The organism is Kribbella sp. NPDC049584 (genome assembly GCF_040675555.1).
Lineage (GTDB): Bacteria > Actinomycetota > Actinomycetes > Propionibacteriales > Kribbellaceae > Kribbella.
On the sequence record NZ_JBFAPF010000005.1, the window covers coordinates 136,052 to 159,593 of the forward strand.

21 protein-coding genes are annotated in these 23,542 nt (G+C 68.5%); 14 read left to right on the plus strand and 7 right to left on the minus strand.

Annotation, left to right across the window (positions count from 1 at the left end):
* Positions 1-158 precede the first annotated feature (158 nt).
* On the plus strand, positions 159-2,441 hold the full coding sequence (locus tag AB0J62_RS19485; protein WP_363872405.1) for a chitobiase/beta-hexosaminidase C-terminal domain-containing protein: 2,283 nt from the start codon (positions 159-161) through the stop codon (positions 2,439-2,441).
* A gap of 72 nt (positions 2,442-2,513) precedes the next feature.
* Here the strand turns inward: AB0J62_RS19485 and AB0J62_RS19490 are convergent, their stop codons facing one another.
* The gene (locus tag AB0J62_RS19490) at positions 2,514-3,509 is read right to left on the minus strand and encodes an acetylxylan esterase (protein ID WP_363872408.1); all 996 of its coding nucleotides are present in this window, start codon (positions 3,507-3,509) and stop codon (positions 2,514-2,516) included.
* A gap of 111 nt (positions 3,510-3,620) precedes the next feature.
* On the opposite strand from AB0J62_RS19490, the gene AB0J62_RS19495 reads away from it, so the two are divergent.
* The 3 genes from AB0J62_RS19495 (at position 3,621) to AB0J62_RS19505 (ending at position 7,474) form a co-directional block, all read left to right on the plus strand.
* Complete coding sequence (locus tag AB0J62_RS19495; protein WP_363872412.1) at positions 3,621-4,655, plus strand: LacI family DNA-binding transcriptional regulator; 1,035 nt, start codon at positions 3,621-3,623, stop codon at positions 4,653-4,655.
* A 59-nt stretch (positions 4,656-4,714) separates the two neighbouring features.
* A complete protein-coding gene (locus tag AB0J62_RS19500) occupies positions 4,715-5,623 on the plus strand; it encodes an aminoglycoside phosphotransferase family protein (protein ID WP_363872415.1) in 909 nt (302 codons plus the stop codon).
* 168 nt (positions 5,624-5,791) lie between these two features.
* On the plus strand, positions 5,792-7,474 hold the full coding sequence (locus AB0J62_RS19505; protein ID WP_363873494.1) for a DUF222 domain-containing protein: 1,683 nt from the start codon (positions 5,792-5,794) through the stop codon (positions 7,472-7,474).
* Positions 7,475-8,013: 539 nt separating this feature from the next.
* Here the strand turns inward: AB0J62_RS19505 and AB0J62_RS19510 are convergent.
* Together AB0J62_RS19510 and AB0J62_RS19515 are read right to left on the minus strand one after the other, a co-directional pair.
* Positions 8,014-8,487, minus strand: a complete 474-nt coding sequence (locus AB0J62_RS19510; protein WP_363872418.1) for a GNAT family N-acetyltransferase — start codon at positions 8,485-8,487, stop codon at positions 8,014-8,016.
* A gap of 302 nt (positions 8,488-8,789) precedes the next feature.
* Positions 8,790-9,413, minus strand: coding sequence for a TetR/AcrR family transcriptional regulator (locus AB0J62_RS19515; protein ID WP_363872421.1), 624 nt, complete (start codon positions 9,411-9,413; stop codon positions 8,790-8,792).
* 66 nt (positions 9,414-9,479) lie between these two features.
* Between AB0J62_RS19515 and AB0J62_RS19520 the strand changes: the two genes are divergently transcribed.
* The 3 genes from AB0J62_RS19520 (at position 9,480) to AB0J62_RS19530 (ending at position 12,481) form a co-directional block, all read left to right on the plus strand.
* Entirely contained in the window at positions 9,480-10,934 is a 1,455-nt protein-coding gene (locus AB0J62_RS19520) for an NAD(P)/FAD-dependent oxidoreductase (protein ID WP_363872423.1), read from the plus strand.
* A gap of 55 nt (positions 10,935-10,989) precedes the next feature.
* Entirely contained in the window at positions 10,990-12,117 is a 1,128-nt protein-coding gene (locus AB0J62_RS19525) for a hypothetical protein (RefSeq protein ID WP_363872426.1), read from the plus strand.
* A 184-nt stretch (positions 12,118-12,301) separates the two neighbouring features.
* Complete coding sequence (locus tag AB0J62_RS19530; RefSeq protein WP_363872430.1) at positions 12,302-12,481, plus strand: hypothetical protein; 180 nt, start codon at positions 12,302-12,304, stop codon at positions 12,479-12,481.
* 55 nt (positions 12,482-12,536) lie between these two features.
* On the opposite strand, the gene AB0J62_RS19535 is transcribed toward AB0J62_RS19530, so the two are convergent.
* Together AB0J62_RS19535 and AB0J62_RS19540 are read right to left on the minus strand one after the other, a co-directional pair.
* The gene (locus AB0J62_RS19535; RefSeq protein WP_363872433.1) at positions 12,537-12,758 is read right to left on the minus strand and encodes a hypothetical protein; all 222 of its coding nucleotides are present in this window, start codon (positions 12,756-12,758) and stop codon (positions 12,537-12,539) included.
* A gap of 320 nt (positions 12,759-13,078) precedes the next feature.
* Complete coding sequence (locus tag AB0J62_RS19540) at positions 13,079-13,819, minus strand: MerR family transcriptional regulator (protein WP_363872436.1); 741 nt, start codon at positions 13,817-13,819, stop codon at positions 13,079-13,081.
* 79 nt (positions 13,820-13,898) lie between these two features.
* On the opposite strand from AB0J62_RS19540, the gene AB0J62_RS19545 reads away from it, so the two are divergent.
* The 6 genes from AB0J62_RS19545 to AB0J62_RS19570 are packed head-to-tail and all read left to right on the plus strand — an operon-like array spanning position 13,899 to position 20,374.
* Positions 13,899-15,719, plus strand: coding sequence for a hypothetical protein (locus AB0J62_RS19545; protein WP_363872439.1), 1,821 nt, complete (start codon positions 13,899-13,901; stop codon positions 15,717-15,719).
* A complete protein-coding gene (locus tag AB0J62_RS19550; protein ID WP_363872442.1) occupies positions 15,716-16,747 on the plus strand; it encodes an alpha/beta hydrolase in 1,032 nt (343 codons plus the stop codon). The genes AB0J62_RS19545 and AB0J62_RS19550 overlap by 4 nt, the downstream gene beginning before the upstream one ends.
* A 46-nt stretch (positions 16,748-16,793) precedes the next feature.
* Entirely contained in the window at positions 16,794-17,936 is a 1,143-nt protein-coding gene (locus tag AB0J62_RS19555) for a CoA transferase (RefSeq protein ID WP_363872445.1), read from the plus strand.
* 59 nt (positions 17,937-17,995) lie between these two features.
* Positions 17,996-19,423, plus strand: coding sequence for an NAD-dependent malic enzyme (locus AB0J62_RS19560; protein ID WP_363872448.1), 1,428 nt, complete (start codon positions 17,996-17,998; stop codon positions 19,421-19,423).
* Positions 19,420-19,809, plus strand: a complete 390-nt coding sequence (locus AB0J62_RS19565) for a VanZ family protein (RefSeq protein ID WP_363872451.1) — start codon at positions 19,420-19,422, stop codon at positions 19,807-19,809. Before AB0J62_RS19560 ends, AB0J62_RS19565 begins: the two co-directional genes overlap by 4 nt.
* Positions 19,810-19,816: 7 nt before the next feature.
* Positions 19,817-20,374, plus strand: a complete 558-nt coding sequence (locus AB0J62_RS19570; RefSeq protein ID WP_363872454.1) for a YqgE/AlgH family protein — start codon at positions 19,817-19,819, stop codon at positions 20,372-20,374.
* 30 nt (positions 20,375-20,404) lie between these two features.
* On the opposite strand, the gene AB0J62_RS19575 is transcribed toward AB0J62_RS19570, so the two are convergent.
* Positions 20,405-20,674 carry a DUF3039 domain-containing protein gene (locus tag AB0J62_RS19575; RefSeq protein WP_363872457.1) on the minus strand — a complete coding sequence of 90 codons (270 nt, stop codon included), beginning with the start codon at positions 20,672-20,674 and terminating at the stop codon, positions 20,405-20,407.
* 139 nt (positions 20,675-20,813) lie between these two features.
* Here AB0J62_RS19575 and AB0J62_RS19580 point away from each other — a divergent pair, with 139 nt between their 5' ends.
* On the plus strand, positions 20,814-22,619 hold the full coding sequence (locus AB0J62_RS19580) for a DEAD/DEAH box helicase (RefSeq protein ID WP_363872460.1): 1,806 nt from the start codon (positions 20,814-20,816) through the stop codon (positions 22,617-22,619).
* Between the two features lie 22 nt (positions 22,620-22,641).
* On the opposite strand, the gene AB0J62_RS19585 is transcribed toward AB0J62_RS19580, so the two are convergent.
* Complete coding sequence (locus AB0J62_RS19585) at positions 22,642-23,493, minus strand: helix-turn-helix transcriptional regulator (protein WP_363872463.1); 852 nt, start codon at positions 23,491-23,493, stop codon at positions 22,642-22,644.
* Between the last annotated feature and the right edge of the window lie 49 nt (positions 23,494-23,542).

Genomic DNA, 23,542 nt, shown 5'->3' on the forward strand with positions numbered 1-23,542 from the left:
CGGAGGGAGATGCGCAAGTGTTTGCGCAGCCAGCATGAGGGCCGGAAACCGAACCGTCAAGAGCTCGTCACGCGCCGTTGACAAAGTTGTCATCGCGGTTCTAGCGTCCCCGATCAACACGCATTTCAGCGTGAATCTTGATCATTGACGGAGTCCTCGTGAAGATTCGTCCGCTTTCTGCAGGGCTTGGCGTGGTGATGCTCTGCGCGATCTCACCAGCGTCCAGTGTGCAAGCATTTTCACAACCATCCGCACCGATCGGCTGTACGCCGGCCGCCGCGAATCCCACCACCGACAACGTGGCCGACTACCGGCTCGACACCAACGTGGTCGCGCCCGGCCGCTGGTCGTACCAATCGATCGCCGGCGACGCCACGAGCCTCCTGGGGAAGGGCGGGTCCGGGGTCTTCGCGGCCGACGAGTGGGCCGCCGACGCGAAGAAACCTGAGCACGCCTGGTTCGTCAAGGCCGACGGCTCCATCGGCACCGATTACCGAGCCATCGCCGAGACGTACACGGTCGCCGACCAGGCCGACGGCAAGACCGTGCATGTCAGTGGCACCTTCGAGTCCCCAGGCGGCCGCTTCCGCGTGCTGCTCGCCCACGACGGCGACGCCACCAAGACGGTAGGACCGTTCACAGAGCTTTACACGTACACGGGCAAAGCTGCCTCGTTCGACCTCAACATCGTCGCGTCGAAGGGCGACGACCTACTGTTCGTCAGCGATCAGGTCACCACCTGGTGGGTGCCCGGCAAGCTCAAGGCCGCGATCACGACGGAGTTGGCGCCGCAGACGGCAGCGGTCACGGCGACACCCGGCCCGGGCGCGCTCAGGTCCGGCAGCACGGTGCAGCTCGCGAGTGCGACGAAGGACGCGTGCATCCGCTACACCACCGATGGCAGCGACCCGACCACGTCAGCAACGGCCCAGCCGTACAGCAGCCCCATCGCCATCACGGCTGACACCGACCTGAAGGCCGTCGCCGCCGCGACCGGCTCCGCGCCGAGCATCGTGGCCGATCTGCCGTTCGTGCTCAACGAACCGTTCCGTGCCTTCGCAGGCGAGAACCAGGGCACGCAGACAGGGCTCGTCGCCGGCCTGCAATGGGATCGGATGGACTTCGACTGGGGTTCGGTCGAGCCCGCGAAGGGCCAGGTCGACCAGGCCGCCATCGCCGAGTACGTGCGCCAGTTCAACCTCGCGAAGTCCCACGGCATCACGATCCTGCCGGTGCTCGCGTACACCGCCGGCTGGGCGGCCAACCGGACCGGTTACTCCTACGAGTTCCACGGCAAGACCTATGAGTACGGGCCGGTGAAGTCCGAGAACAGCGGCCAGTTCACCCGCCAACTCGTCACCAAGGATGCCGGCGGCAACGTGCTGTCGACGAAGGACGTGCAGACGAGCATCGGCCGTACGCCGCCGCAGGATCCGCAGGACTGGACGAACTTCGTCAAGCTCGCGATCGACACGCTGAAACCGCTCGGGATCACGTACTTCCAGGTGTGGAACGAGGCCTATCCCGGCTCGGGCTTCTGGGAGGGCGGCATGGATCAGTACATGACCGACATTCAGTTGCCAGCGGCAAAGGTCATCCACGACGCGGGCGTCAAGCTGGTGTACGGCGGCTGGATCTGCGGCGCGCCGCTGAGCGAGTACGTCGCGCTGCTCGACAAGTACAAGGCCTGGAAGAGCATCGACGTCTACGACCTGCACTACATGCCACTCGGCACGATGCAGACCATCTACGCGGCCGCGCAGAAGCGTGGCGTCAAGAATCCCGCGGTCTGGCAGACCGAGATCGGCTTCACCACCGAGGACAAGTTCATCGCCGACATCTACCCACGGGCGTTCCACTGGGCGCTGAGCAAGGGCGGCGACGATCTCGACCGGTTCAAGCTGCTGTACTTCGCGGAGTGGGCGCCGGACGACACAGGTGCCTTCGGCTACAACCGGACCTTACGCACCGGCAACAACCTCAGCCCCAAGGGAAAGACACTGGTCACGCTGGCGAACCTGTTGCGTGGGGCAAAGGCCGAGGCGTACGACGACTTCGACACCACGCCTGAACTCAAGCCCGAGTTGAACGAGGCACTGTCCACGGCCAACGGTTTCCGGCTCGACGACAAGCGGGTCGTGCTCGCGATCGACCTCAAGCGCCAGAACCAGGCCGACATATTCGAGGACCCGAACACCGGTGACACCATCCACCTGAACTTCGGCGAGCCGACGATGACCGTCACCTTCCGGAACGTCCACGACGTCAAGACGCTCGACCGTGTCGACCTGTACGGCAATCGCACGCCGCTGCAGTGGAAGAGCACCGGCCACAACACGATCGAGGCCGAGGTGCCGATCATCGACCCCGACCCGACCGTGAAGGCGCTCAACCAGACGGAGCAGGAAGACGTGTTCTACCTGTCGCTCCAGCAGAACTGAAGGCGCCGGGCCGCCCTTCCACGGGGAGGGCGGCCCGTGGCGCCGGATTCAGTCTTAGATTTGGTCTCAGATTCAGGGCCGGAGGAAGGCCAGCACGTGCAGCCAGTCCTCCTCGAGCAGGTCGTGCCCGCCGGACCGTACGTGGTATCCGATCCCACCATCGTCGAACGCCGGGCGTGCCGCGACGACGGCCAGATACTCGCCGACCGGGTCGGCCCAGGCGTCGTCCTCCGCGCTGGCGACGTACACGCGGCGCGGGGCGATGCTCGCCAGCAGTTGATGCTGATCGACGGGCAGCGTGCTCTCGACGCCGGCGTACGCCGCCAACGACGGCAGGAACCAGTGCGGAAACCGCGAGGTGATGGCGGCGATGTCCTCTCCGCCCGGATGCCGGAAGAGCGAGGCGCCGCAACAGCCGGAGTCGTTCGAGACCGTGACGGCGAAGCGCTCGTCCTGCACACCCGCCCACAGCGCCGCCTTGCCGAGCCGGGAATGTCCGAGCGCGACCGCGCCGGCCGTCGTCAGACCGTCGATGCGGTCAGCGATGTCGAGGCAGCGCGACAGACCCCAGGCCCAGGCTCCGACCGCGCCCCATGATCCCGCTCCGGCCGGGAACAGCGCCCGTACGCCGGGAGCAGCCGGCGCCGGATCGTCCGGCTCGATCTGTCGATAGTCCACCGTGAGTACGGCGTATCCCGCAGCGGCGATCTTGGCGTAGGGCCAGCGTTGTGCCTGGTCGCCGTCGATCGTCTGGTCGTTGCCGGTGAAGTTCAGCGCGATGATGACCGGCGCCGGATCAGCGTTGGCAGGAAGGTGCAGGAGCGTGTCGAGCTCGAGGTCGCCGAGTGGGCAGGTGATCGTGGCTCGGTGGACCAAGCGATCGGCCGCACCATCCAGGACGCCCTCCTCGTGCGAGCGCAGTACGACGTCCACCAGGTCGCCACCTGTCGGCGTACGGCCGTAGATCGTGCGGGCGAACTCGTCGACCGGGTCGGCTCCGATGGGCGGCAGTTCGGGTAGCTCTGCCCGCTGCCAGGCAGCTGGAAGCTCGGTGGCGAGGTTCGTCAAGAGAAGCTCCCTCGGGTTTAGCGTTTTCGCACGTGCTCCACGCCTGGATCAGGCTAGTTGAGCGCAAGCAATTTCGCACCCTTACACTCGACCGACCGGGAGGAGGCAGGGATGGCGAAACGGGCCAGCATGAGCGACGTCGCCCGAGTGGCAGGCGTCTCGCTCACGACGGCGTCGCGCGCCCTGAGCGGTGGCGGGCGGGTGTCGGCGGAGACCCGGGCGAAGGTGATCGAGACGGCGGAGCGGCTGCAGTTCCAGCCGGACATGATCGCGCGGTCGTTCGTCACTGGTCGGAGCTTCATCGTCGGCGTGCTGGCCGAGAAGGCCCACGGGCGGTTCAGCATGCCGCTCATCGTCGGCGCCACGGACTTCCTCGGCCGCGAGAACATCGCCGCCGTCACGCTCGACGCGCACGGCACTCCACGGGTGCTGAACGACTACCTCAAGCGCCTACGCTCCCGCCGGATCGACGGTCTGCTCGTCGTCGGCGACGATCCGAACCGGGCGAGCCTGGTGCTGTCGGAGGACTTCGCGGTACCGGTGGTCTTCGCCTCATCGTCCGCGACCCCGGAGACGGACTACGTCGTCGCGCCGGACAATCGTGGCGCCGGCCGCGCCGCCGCCGAACACCTGATCGGCCTCGGCCGGCGCCACATCGCCCACGTCACCGCCGCCGTAGACGACCCGGCGGTCGGCGCACGCGTCGACGGTTTCACCGGCGCGATGCGAGCGGCGGGCATGCCGATCGCCATGGGCGGCGCACCGCTCTACGGCAGCTACCTGCAGCGGTGGGGGATCGATGCGGCGGAGCACATCATCGAGAGCGGCCAGCCGGTCGACGCGATCTTCGCGGCCAACGACGAGATCGCGATCGGTCTGTTCGCGACGTTCCACCGCCACGGCATCCGGGTGCCCGACGATATCGCGATCGTCGGCTACGACAACCGCCTGGCCGGCGTACGGCGTCCTGACGATCCGTTGAGCACCTTCGATCCGGAGCTCCCGACCGTCGGAGAGCGCGCCGCCGAACGCCTGCTCGCGGTGATCGGCGGAGCTGGTGAACCGGGTATCGACTATGTCCAGCCCCGCTTCGTAGAAGGTCGCTCGACGGTCGGCCCGACCCTCGAGCCGTACGACATCCTCTGACCGTTCGAGACAAGCGAAATCGGTTGACCGTTGAGTGCAGCGGGTGTGAGGGTCGCGGCGTGACCAGCGTTCCGAAGCTGCATGACGACGAGGTCGAGATCGACACGTCTCTCGTGGAGCGGCTCGTCGCTCAGCAGTTCCCGCAGTGGGCGGGGCTGCCGGTGCGGGTGGTGGCGGGGTCGGGCACAGACAATGTGACCTTCCGGCTGGGGGATGAGCTCGCCGTACGGCTGCCGCGGACCGAACGGACCCAGGGCCAGGTCGAGAAGGACCTGACCTGGATGCCGCGACTCGCGCCGCACCTGCCGCTTCCGATCCCGGAGCCGCTCGAGAAGGGTGAGCCGGGCGCGGGATATCCCCTCACCTGGGGCGTTTACCGGTGGTTGGAGGGCGAACCGTACTCGGCCGGGCTGATCGACACCGTGGATGCGGCGCAGCAACTGGCCGAGTTCGTCCGGTGTCTGCAGGAGGTGGATACCACTGGAGCTCCGGTGCCGCCGGACGATCCGTTCAGCCGGGGTACGCCGTTGGCGCCGCGGGACAGTCTGTTCCGGGAGGCGCTCGAGCAGTTGCAGGACGACTTCGACACCCCGCGGTTGCTCGCTGCCTGGGAGGCGTCGCTGGAGTCGGACACTTGGGACGGCCGGCCGAGCTGGATCCACGGTGATCTCATGCCAGGCAACATTTTAGTTGCTAATGGCAAGCTTTCGGCGGTGATCGACTTCGGGACTGCCTGGGCCGCCGATCCGGCCGCGGATCTACTGGCCGCCTGGTACACGTTCGACGGCCCGGCGCGGGCCGCCTTCCGCGAAGCGATGAGGGTCGACCGGGACAGCTGGGCCCGCGCGCGGGCGTGGGCGTTGTCGCTCACGATCATCGCGGTCCCGTATTACCGCGATCGCCGGCCGGGCGCGGTCCGTGGAGCACAGTCCTTCGTCGCCGAGATCCTGGCGGACTTCGACGCCTGACCGTGCGATGTCCTCGATTGGGTTGTGGACGACGCGCCGATGCTTGTGGATAGAGAATTCCCTTGAAATAAAGGGCTTCTTCGTTTGGAAAGTGTCGGTGGAGGTGCCTAGAGTTGGCGTATGGATGCGGTGGGTGAGCGGCCGGTGTGGTCGATGAGTGGAGGCGAGATGCTGTCCACTCTCGATCAGCTCGACGCTGCGCTCGCCCGGCTGGAGACGTACCGTCTGCAGGTGATCGCCGGTCTGGACGGTGTCGGTCACGCGCAGGAGATCGGTGCCCACAACACGGTTCAACTGCTCGAGTTCCGGTACCGCTTGGATCCGGCGCGCGCTCGCCGCGACGTCCGGTTGGCGTTGTCCTTGGCGAAGTACGACGCCGTCAAGGCTGCCTTGCCCGCCATGGATCAGCCAATCACCGACACCGAAGTGCGAATGCGTCCGGCGCAGGCCGAGGCGATCGTGTCCGCACTCGAGAAGGTGCCGACAACTGTCCCGGTCGAGGATCTCGATGTGGCGGAGCGCGAGCTGGTCGGACTGGCCCGTCACCTGCCGCCTCGCGAGCTGCGCGAAGCTGGTCAGCGCATCCGTGATCTGCTCGACACCGACGGCCCGGAACCTGAAGAAAACAAGGCATATGGGCGCGAAACGCTGACGCTGACTCCGGCCGATCGTGGTGTGAAGTTCCGCGGCTACCTTGCGAATGAGAATGCCGAGTTGCTGCGCGCGGTCGTCCATGCAGGTGCGCGCCCACACAAGACCGTCGACGGTGAACTCGACCCGAGACCTCGTGAGAAGCGTCAGGCGGACGCTCTGACCACAGCTCTGACAGTCGCCGCTACTGCGTGGGACACAGCGGCTCCGGGCACGGCGGTCCCCGGTTCGACCGAAGGAGAGGCGGTCGGAGACGGCTCGTCTCAGGTGCGGGCGGATGCGGCGGGCTCGACATCGACCGCTGCCGGGTCCGGTGGACGGGTTCCCGGATACGGAGCGAAGGCAACCATCACCGTCACGATCGACTGGCAGGATCTGAAGGCGGCGAGCGCGGATGCGATCGGCGATGCGGTGTACGGCGATGGCCTCTCCGCTGGGTTGGTCCGGCGCATGGCCTGCGACGCGAGGATCGTGCCGTTGGTGCTCGGTTCGAACTCGGAGCCGCTGGATGTCGGGCGCTCCGAGCGATTGGTGACCCGAGGGATGCGGCGCGCCCTGAACGCCCGTGACAGAGGCTGTGTTGTCTGCGGCGCCCCACCGATTCAGTGCGATGCGCACCATCTCGTGTCGTGGATCGACGGCGGCGAAACCAAGATCGCGAACCTGGCGCTGCTGTGCCGACGCCACCACATCGACGTACACGCTGGCGACTGGACAATCACCATCACCGACGGCGTCGTGCGCGTCTCCCGTCCCGATTGGGCAGATCCACCAAACCAACAGATCGTGAAACCCCAGGCCACGGCGCCACCCTTCTCACCGGTCCTCGCATCAGACCCGCGGCCGACTGTTGCGTCGGGTGGTGTGTCGGCTGGTGTGTCTGGTGTGTCGGGTTCGGTGCCGGGCGCGGCGGAAGGACGCGAACTGGTCGCGACGGCGGCACCTGTGTCGAGCACGGCTGGGTTTGTGGCCAGACGTTCGGCAATCGGGCGGCGACTGCTCGAGGAGCTGATGGCGCGCGGGCACGTGGGGGTAGACGCGGCAACCTCGTTGCGGGAGGCTGCGTGCCTCGCCATCTGGGGCGAGAGCCCGACGACAGCCGACCGACGGACGGATTCCGAGGACAAGCCGGTAGTCGCCGACGCGTTCGATCCCTGGGGCGAGGTGGCGGAGGTCAAGGCCCGCGGCGTTGTGAAGTAGTTGTTGCCGAGGTCGTGTTCCGCGCCTACCTACGTCGCTGGCGAGCCCGTCTATCGGGCCGGACACGAGCTCAGACTCGGCCAAGACTCGGCCAAGACTCGCGCACGGCTCAGGCTCAGACTCAGGCCGGGCGCGGCTCGGGCTCGGGCACGGCTCGGGCTCGGGCAGGAGGCAATCGGACTCGGGCACGGGCTCAGGCACGACACGGGCTCGGGCACTCGGGCACTCTGGCTCAGGCTCGGGCACTCGGTCTCGGGCAGGCAACAATCGAACTTGGGCACGGGCTCAGAACACGACACGGGCTCGTGCACGGGCTCGGGCACTCGGGCTCGGGCAAGGGCTCGGGCACGGGGCTCGGGCAAGGGCGCGGGCTCAGGCACTCGGGCACTCGGGCACGGGGCTCGGGCTCGGGCACTCGGGCACGGGGCTCAGTAAAGGGCTCGGGCACTCGGGGTCGGGGCCTGGTGCGGAGGACACGCAGCGCTGCTATCCCATTTGCCGAGGACTACGGGGACGGGGCGACTGGGCGGCGTGGCGGCTTACCAGAGTTTGTCGATGGGGCCGGGGTGGAGGGCGATTCGGCTGTGCCCGAAGGTGCCGGCTGCCTGACGGGCGGAGTCGCTGAAGAAGGCGGCCAGGGTGACTTTGTCGAAGCCTGGTTGGTCGCTGGGGAACGGGTCTTCGGGCGTGCCGCCGATGAGGGTTGTGCCGGGGAGGACCTGGAAGCCGGCGCGTTCGTAGAACGGTTGTAGTGGGCGGTCGCAGGTGAAGAGGGCGAGGTCCAGGTCTGTCATTTCCGCGCGGGCGGCAGAGACGAGTCGGAGGCCGTAGCCGTGGCCGCGGAGGTCCTTGCGGGTGACGACGGTGCTGAGACCGCCGGCGCGGAAGGTGTTGCCGGCGTGGACGACGGTCTTGTGGAGGATGTCGAGGGCGGCCACCACAGTGTCGTTGTCGATGAGGAGCATCGACAACGGATCGAGCGCCGGGTCGTGGACCAGGGCGTCGGAAGACACCTCGACCGGCGAGTCAGCAGGCGAGGACGGAGACGGAGGCAGGGGCGGCGCCAGAGGCGAAGGCTGAGGCGGGGGCGGCGCCAGAGGCGAAGGCTGAGGCGGGGGCGGCGCCAGAGGCGAAGGCGGCGCCGGAGGCGAAGGCGGCGCCGGAGGCGAAGGCGGAGGCGAGTGCGGCGCCAAAGGCGAAGGCGGAGGCGTGGGCGAGGGTGCCGGTGTGGTTGGCCAGGCTTCGTTCTGGAGGGCATGGACTTGGTGGCGGAGGGCGGCGGGGACGGCGGCCTCGGGGTAGGACTCGATGTGCATCAGGTGGACTTGAGGGTGTGGAGGCCCTGCCAGAGCAGGTCTTGGAGGGTGCGGGCCACCTTCTCGGGGCTGGGCGGGGTGGCGGAGCGGGTACGCCAGATGGCCAGCCGTTCGGTGGCGCCGGAGATGCTTTGGGCAACGATCTGGACCTCGTCCTCGTCGACCGGGCGGCCGGACGGCAGGTTCATCCGGACCATCGTGGCGATCAGCTCGATGAAGGCCGCGCGTACTTCGTCGGTCGCCTCCGCGGCCGGCCCCGCGCTGAGCATGCCCTCGTCGACGAGCACCGACCACGCCTGCGGATGGTCGTCGAGGAACTGGAACCACGCGACGAACCCGGCATACAGCGCGTCCTCGGCGTCCGGCGCCTGCATCACCGCATCGGACACCGTGTCCAGCAGTTGACCGCGCAGGCGGGCGAGGCACGCGAGGAAGAGTCCGTCCTTCGAGCCGTAGTACTGGTAGATCAGCGGCTTCGAGACGCCGACCTGCGCGGCGACGTCGTCCATCGATGTGCCCTGGTACCCGCGCTCACCGAAGATCCGCTCGGCCGCCTCGAGGATCTCCCGCTCCCGGGCGGCCCGGTCGCGGCGACGCTTCGGGGCGGCAGTGGTCGAGGTCACTTGCGCAGTCTAACTGACTCCGAGTAACTTACTGGGAGTAAGTTCCAGCCGAGCGGGAGGCCAGGGATGACTGAGCAGCATCGGATCGTGGTGATCGGCACCGGGTTCGCCGGGATCGGGATGGCGGTCCGGCTGAAGCAGGCCGGGTACGACGACTTCGTCGTGCTGGAGCGTGCTGACGACGTCGGCGGCACCTGGCGCGACAACACGTACCCGGGCTGCCGCTGTGATGTGCCGTCGCATCTCTACTCGTTCTCGTTCGCGCCGAACCCCGACTGGTCGTCGACGTTCTCGCCGCAGCCCGAGATCGAGGACTATCTGCGCAACGTCACCGACGCGTTCGGCGTCCGCCCGCACATCCGCTTCGGTCACGCGGTCGAGTCGGCGAGCTGGGAGGACGGCCGCTGGCGGATCACGACCGGGGCGGGTGAGTTCACCGCCGACATCCTGCTGTCCGGGATGGGTCCGCTCGCCGAACCGTCGTACCCGAAGCTGCCGGGGATCGAGGACTTCGAAGGCGAGGTCTTCCACTCGGCCCGATGGAACCACGAACTGAACCTCAGTGGTCGCAAGGTTGCTGTGATCGGGACCGGCGCGTCGGCGATCCAGTTCGTGCCGGCGATCCAGCCCGAGGTCGAGGAACTGCACCTGTTCCAGCGCACGCCGCCGTGGGTGATGCCGCGTCCTGACCGCAAGATCACCGCGGCCGAGAAAATGGTGTACCGGCGGTTTCCCCTTGTGCAGAAGGCGATCCGGGCCGGCATCTACTGGGGTCGCGAGTCGATGGTGCTCGGCTTCGCGAAGCTGCCCGCGATCATGAAGCAGGCGCAGAAGGTCGCCGAGAAGCATCTCGCGCACCAGGTCCGCGACCCGCTGCTGCGCGCCAAGCTGACGCCGGACTTCACCCTCGGCTGCAAGCGGGTGCTGATCTCCGACGACTACTACCCGGCGGTCGCGCGTCCGAACGTCGAGGTGGTCACCGACGGGATCGCCGAGGTCACGCCGACCGGGATCGTCACGAACGACGGCGTGAAGCACGAGGTCGACACGATCATCTACGGCACCGGCTTCAAAGTGACCGACCTGCCGGTGATGGACATGGTGCACGGCCGCAACGGCGTCTCGCTGCGCGAGGCGTGGACCGACGGCATGGAGGCCCACCTCGGTACGGCGATCGCCGGCTTCCCAAACTTCTTCATGTTGATCGGCCCGAACACCGGCCTCGGCCACAGCTCGATGGTCTTCATGATCGAGTCCCAGATCGCCTACATCCTGGATGCGCTGAAGACGATGGACTCACAGGGGCTGCGGGAGGTCGAGGTACGGCGGGAGGTGCAGCGTGCGTTCGTCGACGGGGTCCGCGCGTCGATGCGGAACACGATCTGGACCCGCGGCGGCTGCACCAGTTGGTACCTGGACTCGGAGGGCCGCAACACCACGCTCTGGCCGTCGTTCACGTTCCGGTTCCGCCGACTGACCAGGCGCTTCAACCCCGACGAGTATCAGACCCTCGCTATGTGACATTGAGCGTGTTACATTCGATCGGTCGGATAATCCGGGCTGATCGGAGGCTGCGGTGCTGGAGTTGCTCCTGCCGCTGCACGGGATCGGTGGTCGAGGAGACCTGCCGGTGCCGCTGTGGCTGGCGATCTACTCCGCCAGTGCCGCGGTCGCGGTCTCGTTCTTCGCGCTCGCGGCGTTCTGGTCGCGGCCTCGGTTCGAGCAGAACGCCGGGCGGCCGCTCGGCGTACTGACGCGGATCGTCGAGAACGGCGCGACTCGCGTCGTGCTGAAGGTTGCCGGGCTTGCGGCGCTCGGGTTGCTGCTCGGCGCCGCGTGGTTCGGCGATCCCGAGCCGTCGCGGAACCCAGCGCCGACTTGGCTGTACGTGTGGATCTGGGTCGGCATCATCCCGCTCTCGCTGGTCTGCGGCCCGATCTGGCGACTCGCGAATCCGCTGCGCACGATCGCCGGCCTGGTGCGGCGTACGTCGTACCGGCAACTGCCCGACCGGGTGGCCTACTGGCCGGCCGTGGCGGGACTGGTGGGCTTCCTCTGGCTGGAGTTGGTATACCCGGACGGATCCGAGCCGCTCGTGGTGGCCGTTGCCGTGACCGTTTACGCGATCGCGAATGTTGCCGCAGGCATCGTTTATGGTCCGGTTTGGTATACCACCGGCGACAGCTTCGAGGTGTACGCCGAAGTGCTCGCGCGGCTGAGCCCGATCGGACGGGGTGCCGGCGGTCAGTTGGTGGTGCGCAACCCGTTGGCCGGCCTGGCGACGATGCCACAGCGGCCGGGGATCGTCGGGCTGCTGTGTTTGTTGCTCGGGTCAACGGCCTTCGACGGCATCTCCCGCTGGTCGGCGTGGACCCAACGCACCGGGGAGCTGAGCCGACCGCAACACCTCGTGGTCTACACACTCGGGCTCACCATCTCGGTCGCGATCGTCACGGTCCTCTTCCTGCTGGCCGCCCGGATGACGGGAGCGGCGCAGACAGGCCCGGCGGGATCGGGGCGGCCGGATTGCCGGGCGTGTTCGTGCATTCGCTGGTGCCGATCGCGATCGGGTACGCCGTCGCGCACTACTTCTCGTTCGCGCTGTTCCAGGGGCAGCAGGGCTGGCTGCTCGCGACCGACCCGTTCGGGCGCGGATGGGACCTGCTCGGCACCAGCGGGACGCGGATCGACTACGCGTTCCTGAGCACCGGTTTCATCGCGGGGGTCCAGATCGGCGCGATCGTGCTCGGACACGTGCTCGGGGTGGTGTCCGCGCACGATCGCGCTGCCGACCTGTTCCGACGCAGGCAGTTGCGACGTACGCAGTACCCGATGCTGGCCGCGATGGTCGCGTTCACCGCGGGTGGCATCGCCCTGGTGACGGCATCATGATCGCCCTGCACATGGGCGGCATCCCCGAGACCGCGATGGTCCTCGGCCCGATCCTGCTGATCGCCGCCTTCATCCGTGTTGCCCGCCGCAACGAAGCGGAGCTTCCCGACGAGGACGACTGGGATGCCGACCTCGGCGACCTGCCTGATCACCCGCATCACACCCGGACACAGTGAGGCCCGGAGAACCCCCTGCGGTTCGCCGGGCCTCGCCCCGTAGTTCCCCGTGGATCTAGGCGGCCAGAGCCGGTTCGTAGTACCCGCTCAGGCGCGTGGGTGTTGCGATCGAGACGAGCTTGGCCAGCTCGGAGCAGCCGGCGCTGAGCGCGGCCTCGAGCGTCGGCCACTGGTCGACGCACCAGTACGGGTCGTCGGGCTGACGGTCGTTGTCGTCGTCGATATCGGCACACCACCCGCCGGAGCGGACGTGGTGGACATGCAGTCGAAGCTTCATGGCGGGTTCAGCTCTCGGGTTTCAGCTCTCGGATTCAGCTCTGGGTTCAGAAGGGCAGTGGACGGCCGGACGGCGTCCGGAGGTCGAGCGTCTGAGTCTGCGTCTGGCGGCGTGTCGTCGTGCCACGCGGCCGCCGACGGATCTGGATCTGGCGCATCGCCGTCCTCCTGCCTGGTCTGTTCTGGTAGCTATACGGTCCCGCGTGAGGACCGGTTCACACATGCGGAGGATTACCTATCTACGTCCCGAGCAATCCCTGATGCGGGCCCGGGGCGGAGCTAGGGGATCGGCTGACCGATGTGTAGTGCTACCTAGGGGGCTCAGCCGGTGGAGGGAAGGGCTTTCGGGTCGAGGCCTAGTTCTTCGTAGGCGACTTGTTCTATTTCGCGGGCCATGGCTTCGCGGAAGGCTGCGACCAGGGCCTGGCCGGCCAGGGGGATGATTCCTTCGAGGGTTCGCTGGATCTCGGGCCAGCCGTCGGCGGGCATGCCGGCGTTGGTGAAGTCGCGCCAGACGGTCGAGCGGAACAGTTCGACGTACGTCTTGGCGACCGCGTCCGCCTGGGCGAACAGCTTGGGCAGCATCTCGAAGATCGCTTCCATCGGGACGCCGAGCTTGATCACCTCGAGGCCGGTGCGGAGCAGGTCGGAGTTCGGGATGCGTAGGCGGCCGTCCTCCAGCCGCTCGGCGATGCTCAGCTCGACCAGGCGCTCGATCACGGCGGGGTCGTACGGCACGCCGGCCCGGTCGGCGAGCTGCTCGCCGTCGAGCACCTCCGGCTCCGACGGCGTCCACGGGTTGACGAGGGTCTCGAAAACGCCGAGCGCGAGTGCGCCATCGGGCAGCTCGCCCAGCATCCGCTCGACGGCGGCCAGCGTGTAGCCCTTGTCGAGCAACTCGCGGACGAGCGTGAGCCGGGCCACGTGATCGTTGCCGTAGTAACCGGTCCGGCCGACCAGGCGCGGCGGCGGGATCAGCCCGCGTCCGGCGTACGCGCGCACGTTGCGGACCGTCATCCCGACCTTGGCGGCCAGTTGGTCGACAGTGAGCTCCTCTTCCACCCTTGACAGTCTTCCAGACTCCACGTTACATAGTAGATGTAACATCAAGCATGGCGCATGTCTGATGTAAGGAGTCTCGATGGCGATCCCGCTGGCGACCACCGGTACGGCGAGCTTCGACCAGATCGCGATCGTCACCGGCGTCGTGGGTTTGGTGTACCTCGCACTCGCCGTGCTGCTGTGGCGGGAACGCACCGGACGCGTCACGCTGGTAGGTAGGTTTGCGGACACCATCGGGAGACTGGACGGAGTCCCCCGATGGGCCGCGCTGACGCCGTACCTGCATGCGGTCTCGCTGCTCGCCTGCGCGTTCGGGGTGTGGTGGGACATCGCGATCCACATCGATCGCGGCCGCGACACCGGCCCGTTCGGTACGGCGGCGCACTATCCGATCTTCTTCGGCATCCTCGGCGTGATCATCTCGGGCGTGTTGCCGATCGCGCTCGCCGGCAAGCCGCTGCCGGCCCGCACGATCAAGCTGACCAAGGGCTGGCGGATTCCGTGCAGCGCCGCGCTGGTGACGGTCTGCGGCACGTTCGCGCTGGTCGGGTTCCCGCTCGACGACGTGTGGCACCGGCTTTTCGGTGAGGACGTCACGCTGTGGGGGCCGACCCACCTGCTGATGATCGGCGGGGTGGTGTTCTCGATCTTCGCGCGGCTGCTGGCGATCGCCGAGGTCGAGCAGCTGGTCGGGGCGAACAAGCGCCGGATGTTCCAGGAGATCGTGTCGGTCGGTGCCTTGCTGATCGCGTGGGACCTGTTCAGCACCGAGTTCAACTACGGCGTACCGCAGTTTCCCCTTGTTCTGCAGCCGATCCTGATCGTGTTCGGCGCCGCGCTGGGATTCACGATCCTGCGTGCGCGGCGCGGTCCGGGTACGACGTTCGCGGCGCTGGCGGTCTACCTGATCATCCGCGGCGGGATCGCCTGGGCGGTGGCCGAGCCGCTGGGCCAGATCGTCGGGCACTTCCCGTTGCTGATCGTCGAGGCGATCCTGGTCGAGCTGGTCGCACTTGCCCTGGGCAACAAGAACCGCTTCCGCCTGGGCGCGGTCGCCGGTGCGCTGATCGGGACCGTCGGCCTGGTGGCGGAGTACGCGTGGAGCCACGTCTGGATGCCGATCGCCTGGCCGTCGTCGATGCTCCCGTCCGCCCTCGGGTACGGCGTCATCGTCGGAACTGGAGCCGGTCTCGTCGGCGCCTGGCTCGCGACGCGGTACGCCGAGGTTGCCGGCGAGGAGCGGGCCGTCGGGATCAAGCACATCCGGCCGGTCGCGGTCCGGCGTACGCATCAGCTCGGTGCGGTCGGGCTGGTCGCCGTTGTGGCGACCGTGTTCTTCTGTGTGCCGCGGTCGGCGGACCCGGGCGTGTCGGGCGTGGTGTCGTTGGAGCGGGTGGCCACGGGGGCCGAGCCGACGGCGTACGTCACGATCACGATGTCGCCGGGTGATGCTGCTGACGGTGCGCGCTGGTTCGAGGCGCTCGCCTGGCAGGGCGGCGGTTTGGTGTACCAGCCGATGGAGAAGGTTGCCGACGGCACGTATCGGTCGGCCGGCGCGCTGCCGATGTACGGGAAGTGGAAGTCGATGATCCGGCTGCACCAGGGGCAGCGGGACATGGTGGCGGCCTGGGTGTACGCGCCGGAGGATGCGGCGATCGAGAAGCCCGCGGTGCAGGTGTCGAACGGGCAGACGGTCGAGTTCGTCAACGAGCAGCAGATCCTGCGGCGCGAGGAGAAGTCCGACGTGCCACGATGGATGTGGAACGCCGGTTATGCGCTGCTCGCGGTGGTCGGGCTGCTCGAGATCATCGGGATCGCCTGGCTGGTCGGGCGTGGTGCCCGCGGCGGGCGGGCGCGTGCGGCTCATCTGGCCGGCGAACGGGAACGGGAGATTGCGTGACGATCCAGGTGGAGCGGTCCGGGGTCACTGCTCGCGACGGAGTACGGCTGAACGTCGAGGTGACCGGACCGGCCGACGCGCCGGTGACGGTGCTGCTCGTGCACGGGTGGACGTGTTCGACGCGGTCGTGGCACAACCAGGTGGAGAAGCTGCCGGAAGTCCTCGGGCCGGACGCCGTACGCGTCGTCACCTACGACCACCGCGGACACGGCCGGTCCGAGGCTGCACCCGTCGGGTCGATGGGGCTCGACCAGCTCGCTGACGACCTGGTGACGGTCCTGGACGAGGTCGTCGGTGACGGTCCGGTCGTGTACGCCGGCCACTCGATGGGCGGCATGACGCTGATGGCCGCCGCGGACCAGTATCCGGAACTGTTCGGCTCACGCATCCGCGCGGCGGCACTGGTCAGCACCACCTCCGGCCACCTCACCGAAGGCGCCCTCGGCATCCCACCCCGCTTCGACCCCGCAGCCGCCCGCATAGCCCCTCGAGTCCTGAACCTAGTAGGCACCAGAGCCGAGCGTAGGGCTGAAGCGGCAGCGCGCCGGGCGGAGGCGCGAGCCCGGCAGGAGTCAGAGGGCGAGCCAGCTACCGTCGTCGGGGCATCCGGGAGGCGGCCTGCCGCACGGTTCGCCGGCGCCGCTCGTCGTGCGGCAGTCGCCGCCGCCCAGCTGCAGAGGCCGGCGTTGCGGCGGGTGGTGTTCGGGAAGTATGTGGATCCGGCTGAGGTGGAGTTGTTTCTGGAGGATCTGGCGATTGTGCCGGGGCCGTCGTACGGCGGGTTCTTCGAGACGATGCTGGAGCACGAGCGGGGGCACGCGTTGAAGGTGCTCGACCAGTTGCCGGTGGAGATCATGCACGGGACGCGCGACCGGCTGCTGCCGCCGCGGCACGCCAACCGGATGGCGGCCGAGCTTCCCTCTGCCCGGCTGTGGATCTACCCCGGCGCCGGCCACATGCTCATGCAGGAACGCCCGCGCGACGTCACCCACCGGCTGGCATCCCTGGCGCGCAAGGTGTCTGCCTGAGAGTCGCGTCACGGCCGGTCGCGGTGTACTCGCCTACGCTCGACCCGTGAACCTTCTGTCCGACGTCGTGGTCGTGGACCTGACCCGTGCGCTCGCCGGTCCGCACGCGGCGATGATGCTCGGGGATCTCGGCGCCCGCGTGATCAAGGTCGAGACCCCGAACGGCGGCGACGACAGCCGCGGCTGGGGTCCGCCGTTCGTCGAGGGCGAGTCGACGTACTACCTGTCGGCGAACCGGAACAAGGAGTCCGTCACCGCCGACCTCAAGTCCGCCGAGGGCAAGGAGTTCCTGACCAAGCTGGTCCGCAAGGCCGACGTCCTGATCGAGAACTTCCGGCCGGGCGTGCTCGATCGGCTCGGGTTCTCCACGGAGGTCCTGCACGAGCTCAACCCCGGCCTCGTGATCCTGTCGATCACCGGCTTCGGGCACGACGGGCCGGACGGCGGACGTGCCGGGTACGACCAGATCGCGCAGGGCGAAGGCGGTCTGATGAGCATCACCGGCGCGGTCGAGCCCACCAAGGTCGGCGCCCCGATCGCGGACCTCCTGGCCGGTATGTACGGCGCTTACGGTGCGCTCGCCGCACTGCACGAGCGATCGATCACCGGCAAGGGTCGCGTCGTACGGACGAGCCTGCTCGCGTCGGTGATCGGCGTCCACGCGTTCCACGGGACGAAGTGGACGGTCGCGCATCAGTTGCCTGAACGCGTAGGCAATCACCACGCGCAGATCGCGCCGTACGGGATGTATCGCACCGCCGACACCAGCATCCAGGTCGCGGTGGGAAGCGAGGGGCAGTGGCGGACGTTCGCGCCGATCGTCGGACTCGATCCGAACGACGAGCGCTTCGCCGTCAACGCCCAACGCGTCGCGCACCGCGACGAACTGACGGCCGCGATCGAGGTCGCGTTCGCCGCCGAGCCGGCCGACGAGTGGCTGAAACGTCTTGCCGCGAAGGGCATCCCGGCCGGCAAGGTCCGCGACTTCCAGCAGGTGTACGAGTGGGAGCAGACGCTGTCCCAGGGGCTGCTGATCGACGTCGAGCACCCGACCCTCGGCACCGTCCAGCTGCCCGGTCCACCGCTCCGCTTCGACGACAATCCGTACGCCGGAGCGCGCGAGACCAACCTCCCGCCGCCCCGCCTCGGCGAGCACAACGAGTCCGTCAGAGCCTGGCTCGACGACTAGTCATGCACTTTACGTACGTAACCTCGGGGCATTACCAGTGACGTGAGAGGATCACCCGCGTGACTGCCTTGCCGAGTGTTTCGTACTCCATCACCGTTCGCCTCGAGGTGCCCGCGGGTGGCTCGACGGTGAGCAAGCTGACGACCGCGGTCGAGCAGGCCGGCGGTCTGGTCACCGCGCTCGACGTGACCGCGTCCGGCCACGAGCGGCTGCGGATCGACGTCACCTGCGCCGCGGCCGACACCGAGCACGCCGGCCGGCTGGTCGAGGCGATGCGGGCCGTGCCGGGGGTCGAGATCGGCCGGGTCTCGGACCGGACGTTCCTGATGCACCTCGGCGGCAAGATCTCGATGGAGGCCAAGCACCCGATCCGCAACCGCGACGACCTGTCGATGATCTACACGCCGGGGGTCGCGCGGGTCTGCCTGGCGATCGCGGCCAACCCGGACGACGCGCGCCGGCTGACGATCAAGCGCAACAGCGTCGCGGTCGTCACCGACGGTTCCGCCGTACTGGGGCTCGGCAACATCGGCCCGAAGGCCGCGCTGCCGGTGATGGAGGGCAAGGCCGCGCTGTTCAAGCGGTTCGCCGGGATCGACGCCTGGCCGCTGTGCCTGGATACGCAGGATCCGGACGCGATCGTCCAGATCGTCAAGGCGATCGCCCCCGGGTTCGCCGGCATCAACCTCGAGGACATCTCCGCGCCGCGCTGCTTCGAGATCGAGGCCCGGCTGCGCGAGGAGCTCGACATCCCGGTCTTCCACGACGACCAGCACGGTACGGCGGTCGTCGTGCTGGCTGCTCTCTACAACGCGCTGCGCGTGGTCAGCAAGGACATCACGAACGTGCGGGTGGTGCTGTCCGGCGCGGGCGCGGCCGGTACGGCGATCCTCAAACTGCTGCTCGCCGCGGGCGTGAAGGACGCCGTGGTCGCTGATGTCGACGGCATCATCCACACCGAGCGCGCGGGCCTGTCGCCGGAGCTGCGCTGGATCGCGGAGAACACCAACGCGGCGAAGTACAGCGGCAACCTGAAGGGTGCGCTCGCGGGCGCCGACGTGTTCATCGGCGTCTCCGCGCCGGACATCCTCGACGGCGCCGACATCGCCACGATGAACGAGGACTCGATCGTGTTCGCGCTGGCGAACCCGGTGCCCGAGGTCGACCCGGCCGAGGCCGGCGAGCACGCGGCGGTCGTCGCGACCGGCCGCAGCGACTACCCGAACCAGATCAACAACGTGCTGGTGTTTCCGGGCGTGTTCCGCGGTCTGCTCGACGCGCAGTCGTCGAAGGTCTCGGTCGACATGGAACTCGCGGCCGCCAAGGCGCTCGCCGGCGTCGTCACGGACGAGGAGCTGAACGCGACGTACATCGTGCCGAGCGTCTTCCACCCCGAGGTGCACACGCGCGTCGCGCACGCCGTCCGCGACGCGGCCGGCGGCAAGGCGCCGGCGCACGAGAACTACCCGGACGACACTCCGGCGTGACCGTGCGGGTAGCGGACGAGACGAGGACGGCGCGGACGGTCTGGCTCTGGCGGATCGCGTTCGTCGCCGCGGTGGCGTTGCAGCTGTACGGCGTGTACTCGCCGCGGGAGGCGGGTCCGCACATCGGGATCCCGCAGATCGACAAGGTCGCGCACTGCTTCCTGTTCGCGGCGGTCGCGTTCACCGGGCTGAAGGTCGGCGTGCCCGGACGATGGTTGCTGGGAGCACTGGCCGCGAACGCGATCGTCAGCGAGCTGGTGCAGCACTGGTTGCTGCCTCAGCGTGACGGCGACCCGTTCGATGTGCTGGCCGACCTGGTCGGGGTCGCGCTCGGAGCTTGGATCGCCGGCAAAACACGCAGTAGAGCGAACCGTCGTACGCCATGATGGAGGTATGACGGTCTCGACCCTGACCGGATCGCTGCTGGTGGCGACCCCGTTGCTCGACGAACCGCCCTTTCGCCGGTCGGTGATCCTGCTGCTGGACCACGACGACGACGGTGCGCTGGGCGTGGTGGTGAATCGTGCCGCCGACCTCGCCGTGAACCAGGTGCTCCCGGACTGGTCGACGGCCGTGGACGAGCCCGGTGTGCTGTTCATGGGCGGGCCGGTCGGGACCGACAGCGCGCTCGCGGTCGCCGAGGTGGTCGAGGCCACGGATCCGCCCGGCTGGCGCGAGTGTTTCGGCCGGATCGGTCTGGTCGACCTCGACGTACCGCCGGTGCTGCTCGAGGGCGCGATCGCCCGGATGCGGATCTTCGCCGGGTACGCCGGGTGGTCCAGCGGTCAGCTCGAGGGCGAGATCGCCGAGGGCGCCTGGTACGTCGTGGAGTCGGTGACCGAGGACGTGTTCGGGCACGACCCGGACACGCTGTGGCGCCGGGTCCTGCGCCGCCAGAGCGACCAGATGGCCTACCTGGCGACGTACCCCGACGACCCCACGATGAACTAGCCGATGAACTAGCCGATGAACTAGCGCGGGCTACTCGCCGTCGTCGCCGCCCTTGTCGTCGCCCGGGTTCAGCGAGTCCCAGATCTCCTTGCACTCCGGGCAGACCGGGAAGCGCTCCGGATCGCGGCTCGGCACCCACACCTTGCCGCACAGGGCCACCACCGGCGTGCCCATCACCATCGCCTCGGTCAGCTTGTCCTTCGGCACGTAGTGCGAGAACCGCTCGTGGTCCCCGCCCTCCAGCGGCTGCGTCCGCTCATCGACAACCGTCTCCGCACCCGGGGTCAGCTGAGTACTCATACCCCCGAGTGTATGACGTCCCACCAGACGATCCGGGAACTTTATCCACAGACTGCCCGTACCCCGACATGCCGTACGACGGTTGTCACGTCCGTCAGGTAACGTTCCTGCACGGCCGACAGTCGACTATCGGGGGAGTATGCCGTCCGTGGATTCGCATCTGCCCGCCGCGCCAGCCGTTCTTCCACCGGCGTATCCGGAGCGTGCGGCGTGGGGTACCGCGAGCAAGCTGCGAGCGTGGCAGTCCGAGGCGCTGAAGCTGTATCTCGACGCCAACCCGCGGGACTTCCTCGCGGTGGCGACGCCGGGCGCCGGTAAGACCACGTTCGCGCTGACCGTGGCCGCCGAGCTGCTGCACCGGCGGGTGATCGAGCGGATCACCGTGGTCACGCCGACCGAGCACCTCAAGGTCCAGTGGGCCGAGGCCGCGGACCGGGCCGGGATCGCGATCGACCCTGCGTTCGCCGGGCGGCGCGGCAAGACCAACAAGGACTTCCAGGGCGTCGCGGTGACGTACGCCGGGGTCGCGGTCAACCCGCTCGCGTTCCGGGTCCGGACCGAGCGGTTCAAGACGCTGGTGATCCTGGACGAGGTGCACCACGGCGGCGACGCGCTCAGCTGGGGTGAAGGTGTGCGCGAGGCCTTCGAGCCCGCGGCACGCCGGCTCTGCCTGACCGGTACGCCGTTCCGCAGTGACGACAACCCGATCCCGTTCGTCACGTACGAGGAGGGCCACGACGGCGTCGCCCGGAGCAAGGCGGACTACACCTACGGGTACGGTCACGCGCTGCGCGATCACGTCGTACGTCCCGTCATCTTCATGTCGTACTCCGGTGAGATGCGCTGGCGGACCAAGGCCGGTGACGAGGTGGCCGCGCGACTGGGCGAGCCGCTCACCAAGGACCTGACCGCGCAGGCGCTGCGGACCGCGCTGGACCCGACGGGCGAGTGGATGCCGGCCGTCCTGGCCGCCGCGGACAAGCGGCTGACCGAGGTACGGCGGCACATGCCGGACGCCGGTGCGCTGGTGATCTCGGGTGACCAGAACACGGCCCGCGCGTACGCCAAGACGCTGCGCGAGCTGACCGGCGAGGCGCCGACCGTCGTGCTGTCCGACGAGAAGGCGGCGAGCAAGAAGATCCAGAAGTTCTCCGAGGGCGACTCGCGCTGGATGGTCGCCGTGCGGATGGTGTCCGAGGGCGTCGACGTGCCACGGCTGGCTGTCGGGGTCTACGCGACGCCGACCTCGACGCCGCTGTTCTTCGCGCAGGCGGTGGGACGGTTCGTGCGGGCGCGGAAGCGGGGTGAGACGGCGTCGGTGTTCGTGCCGTCGGTGACCCGGCTGCTCGGCTTCGCGGCCGAGATGGAGGTCGAGCGGGACCACGTCCTCGGCCGGAAGAACAGCAACGACGACGGCGACATCTTCGCGCTCGAGGACGACCTGCTGAAGCAGGCGAACCAGACCGAGGGCGCCAGCGACGAGCTCGAGGGGAACTTCGAGGCGCTCGGGTCGGACGCGAGTTTCGACCGGGTGGTCTTCGACGGCGGCGACTACGGAACGGGCGGCGACCAGGCGTCGGACGAGGAGCTGGACTTCCTCGGCCTGCCCGGTCTGCTGGAGCCGGACCAGGTGCGCGAGCTCCTGCAGAAGCGCCAGCAGAAGTCCGTGGCTGCACAGAAACGCGGCCAACGCGGCTCCGGTGCGCCGGAACGCGAGGACCCGACGCCGACCGAGCTGGCCACCCACGAGCAGATCGCCCTCCTGCGCCGCGAGCTGAACGGTCTGGTTGCCGCCTGGCACCACCGCACCGGTCAGCCCCACGGGGTTATCCACAACGACCTGAGGCGCAAACTCGGCGGCCCTGCGGCCGCCCATGCGTCCTCCATCCAGTTGAAGGAACGCATCGAGCTCATCCGCGATTGGGCCACCCAGCGCCGGGCCTGAGTCGGTCCCGGCGGTGGCTGACTCAGGAGCGGGTTGCCAGCTCCTGCATGCCGATCACGTCGAGCAGCCGGATGGCCTGGTCGGACTCCGAGCCGGGCTCGGCCGTGTAGAGCACGACCCGCTGATCGCGCTCGGGGACCACGAGGACCTCGCAGATCACGTCGATCCGGCCGACCTGCGGATGGAAGATCGTCTGGCACAGCGACTGCTGCCGCCCGACCTCGTGCCGGGCCCAGATCTCCGCGAACTCCGGACTGCCGTCGAGCAGGTCACGCACCAGCCGCGCGAGCTCCGGATCGTCCGGGTACGTGCTGGTCGCGGCGCGCAGGTCGGCCGCGACCTCGCGGGCGAACTCCCGCGTCGCATCCTCGCCGAACAGCCGAGCCTGCCGATCCTGCCCATCGGTCAGGAACCGCAGCCGCAGCAGGTTCCGTTCCCGCGGCGGCAACGCGGAGAAGTCCGTGATCAACGCCGCGGCCAACGGGTTCCACGCGAGTACGTCGTACTTCGCGTCGAGCACCAACCCCGGTACGTCGAGCCGCGCGAGCATCCGCAGTACGCCGGACCGTACGTCGGCGGGTGGTCCCGGCGGCGGACCGGGCTGTTCGCCGGCCAGCCGGAACAGGTGATCGCGCTCGGCGTCGGACAACCGCAACGCCCGAGCCAAACCGGTCAGGACTGGGCGGGACGGGCGCGGGCCGCGGCCCTGCTCGAGGCGGGTGTAGTAGTCCGTCGACATGGTCGCCAGGCTCGCCACCTCCTCCCGGCGCAGACCCGGCGTACGGCGGCGCAGTCCGGCGGGCAGGCCGACATCGGCCGGTTGCAGCGCCTCCCGGCGTACCCGAAGGAACTCGGCCAGTCCGTCCCGATCCACGGTCCCAGGATCGCAGCTGACGAGACGGCCCAGCCAGGGACTGCCGATC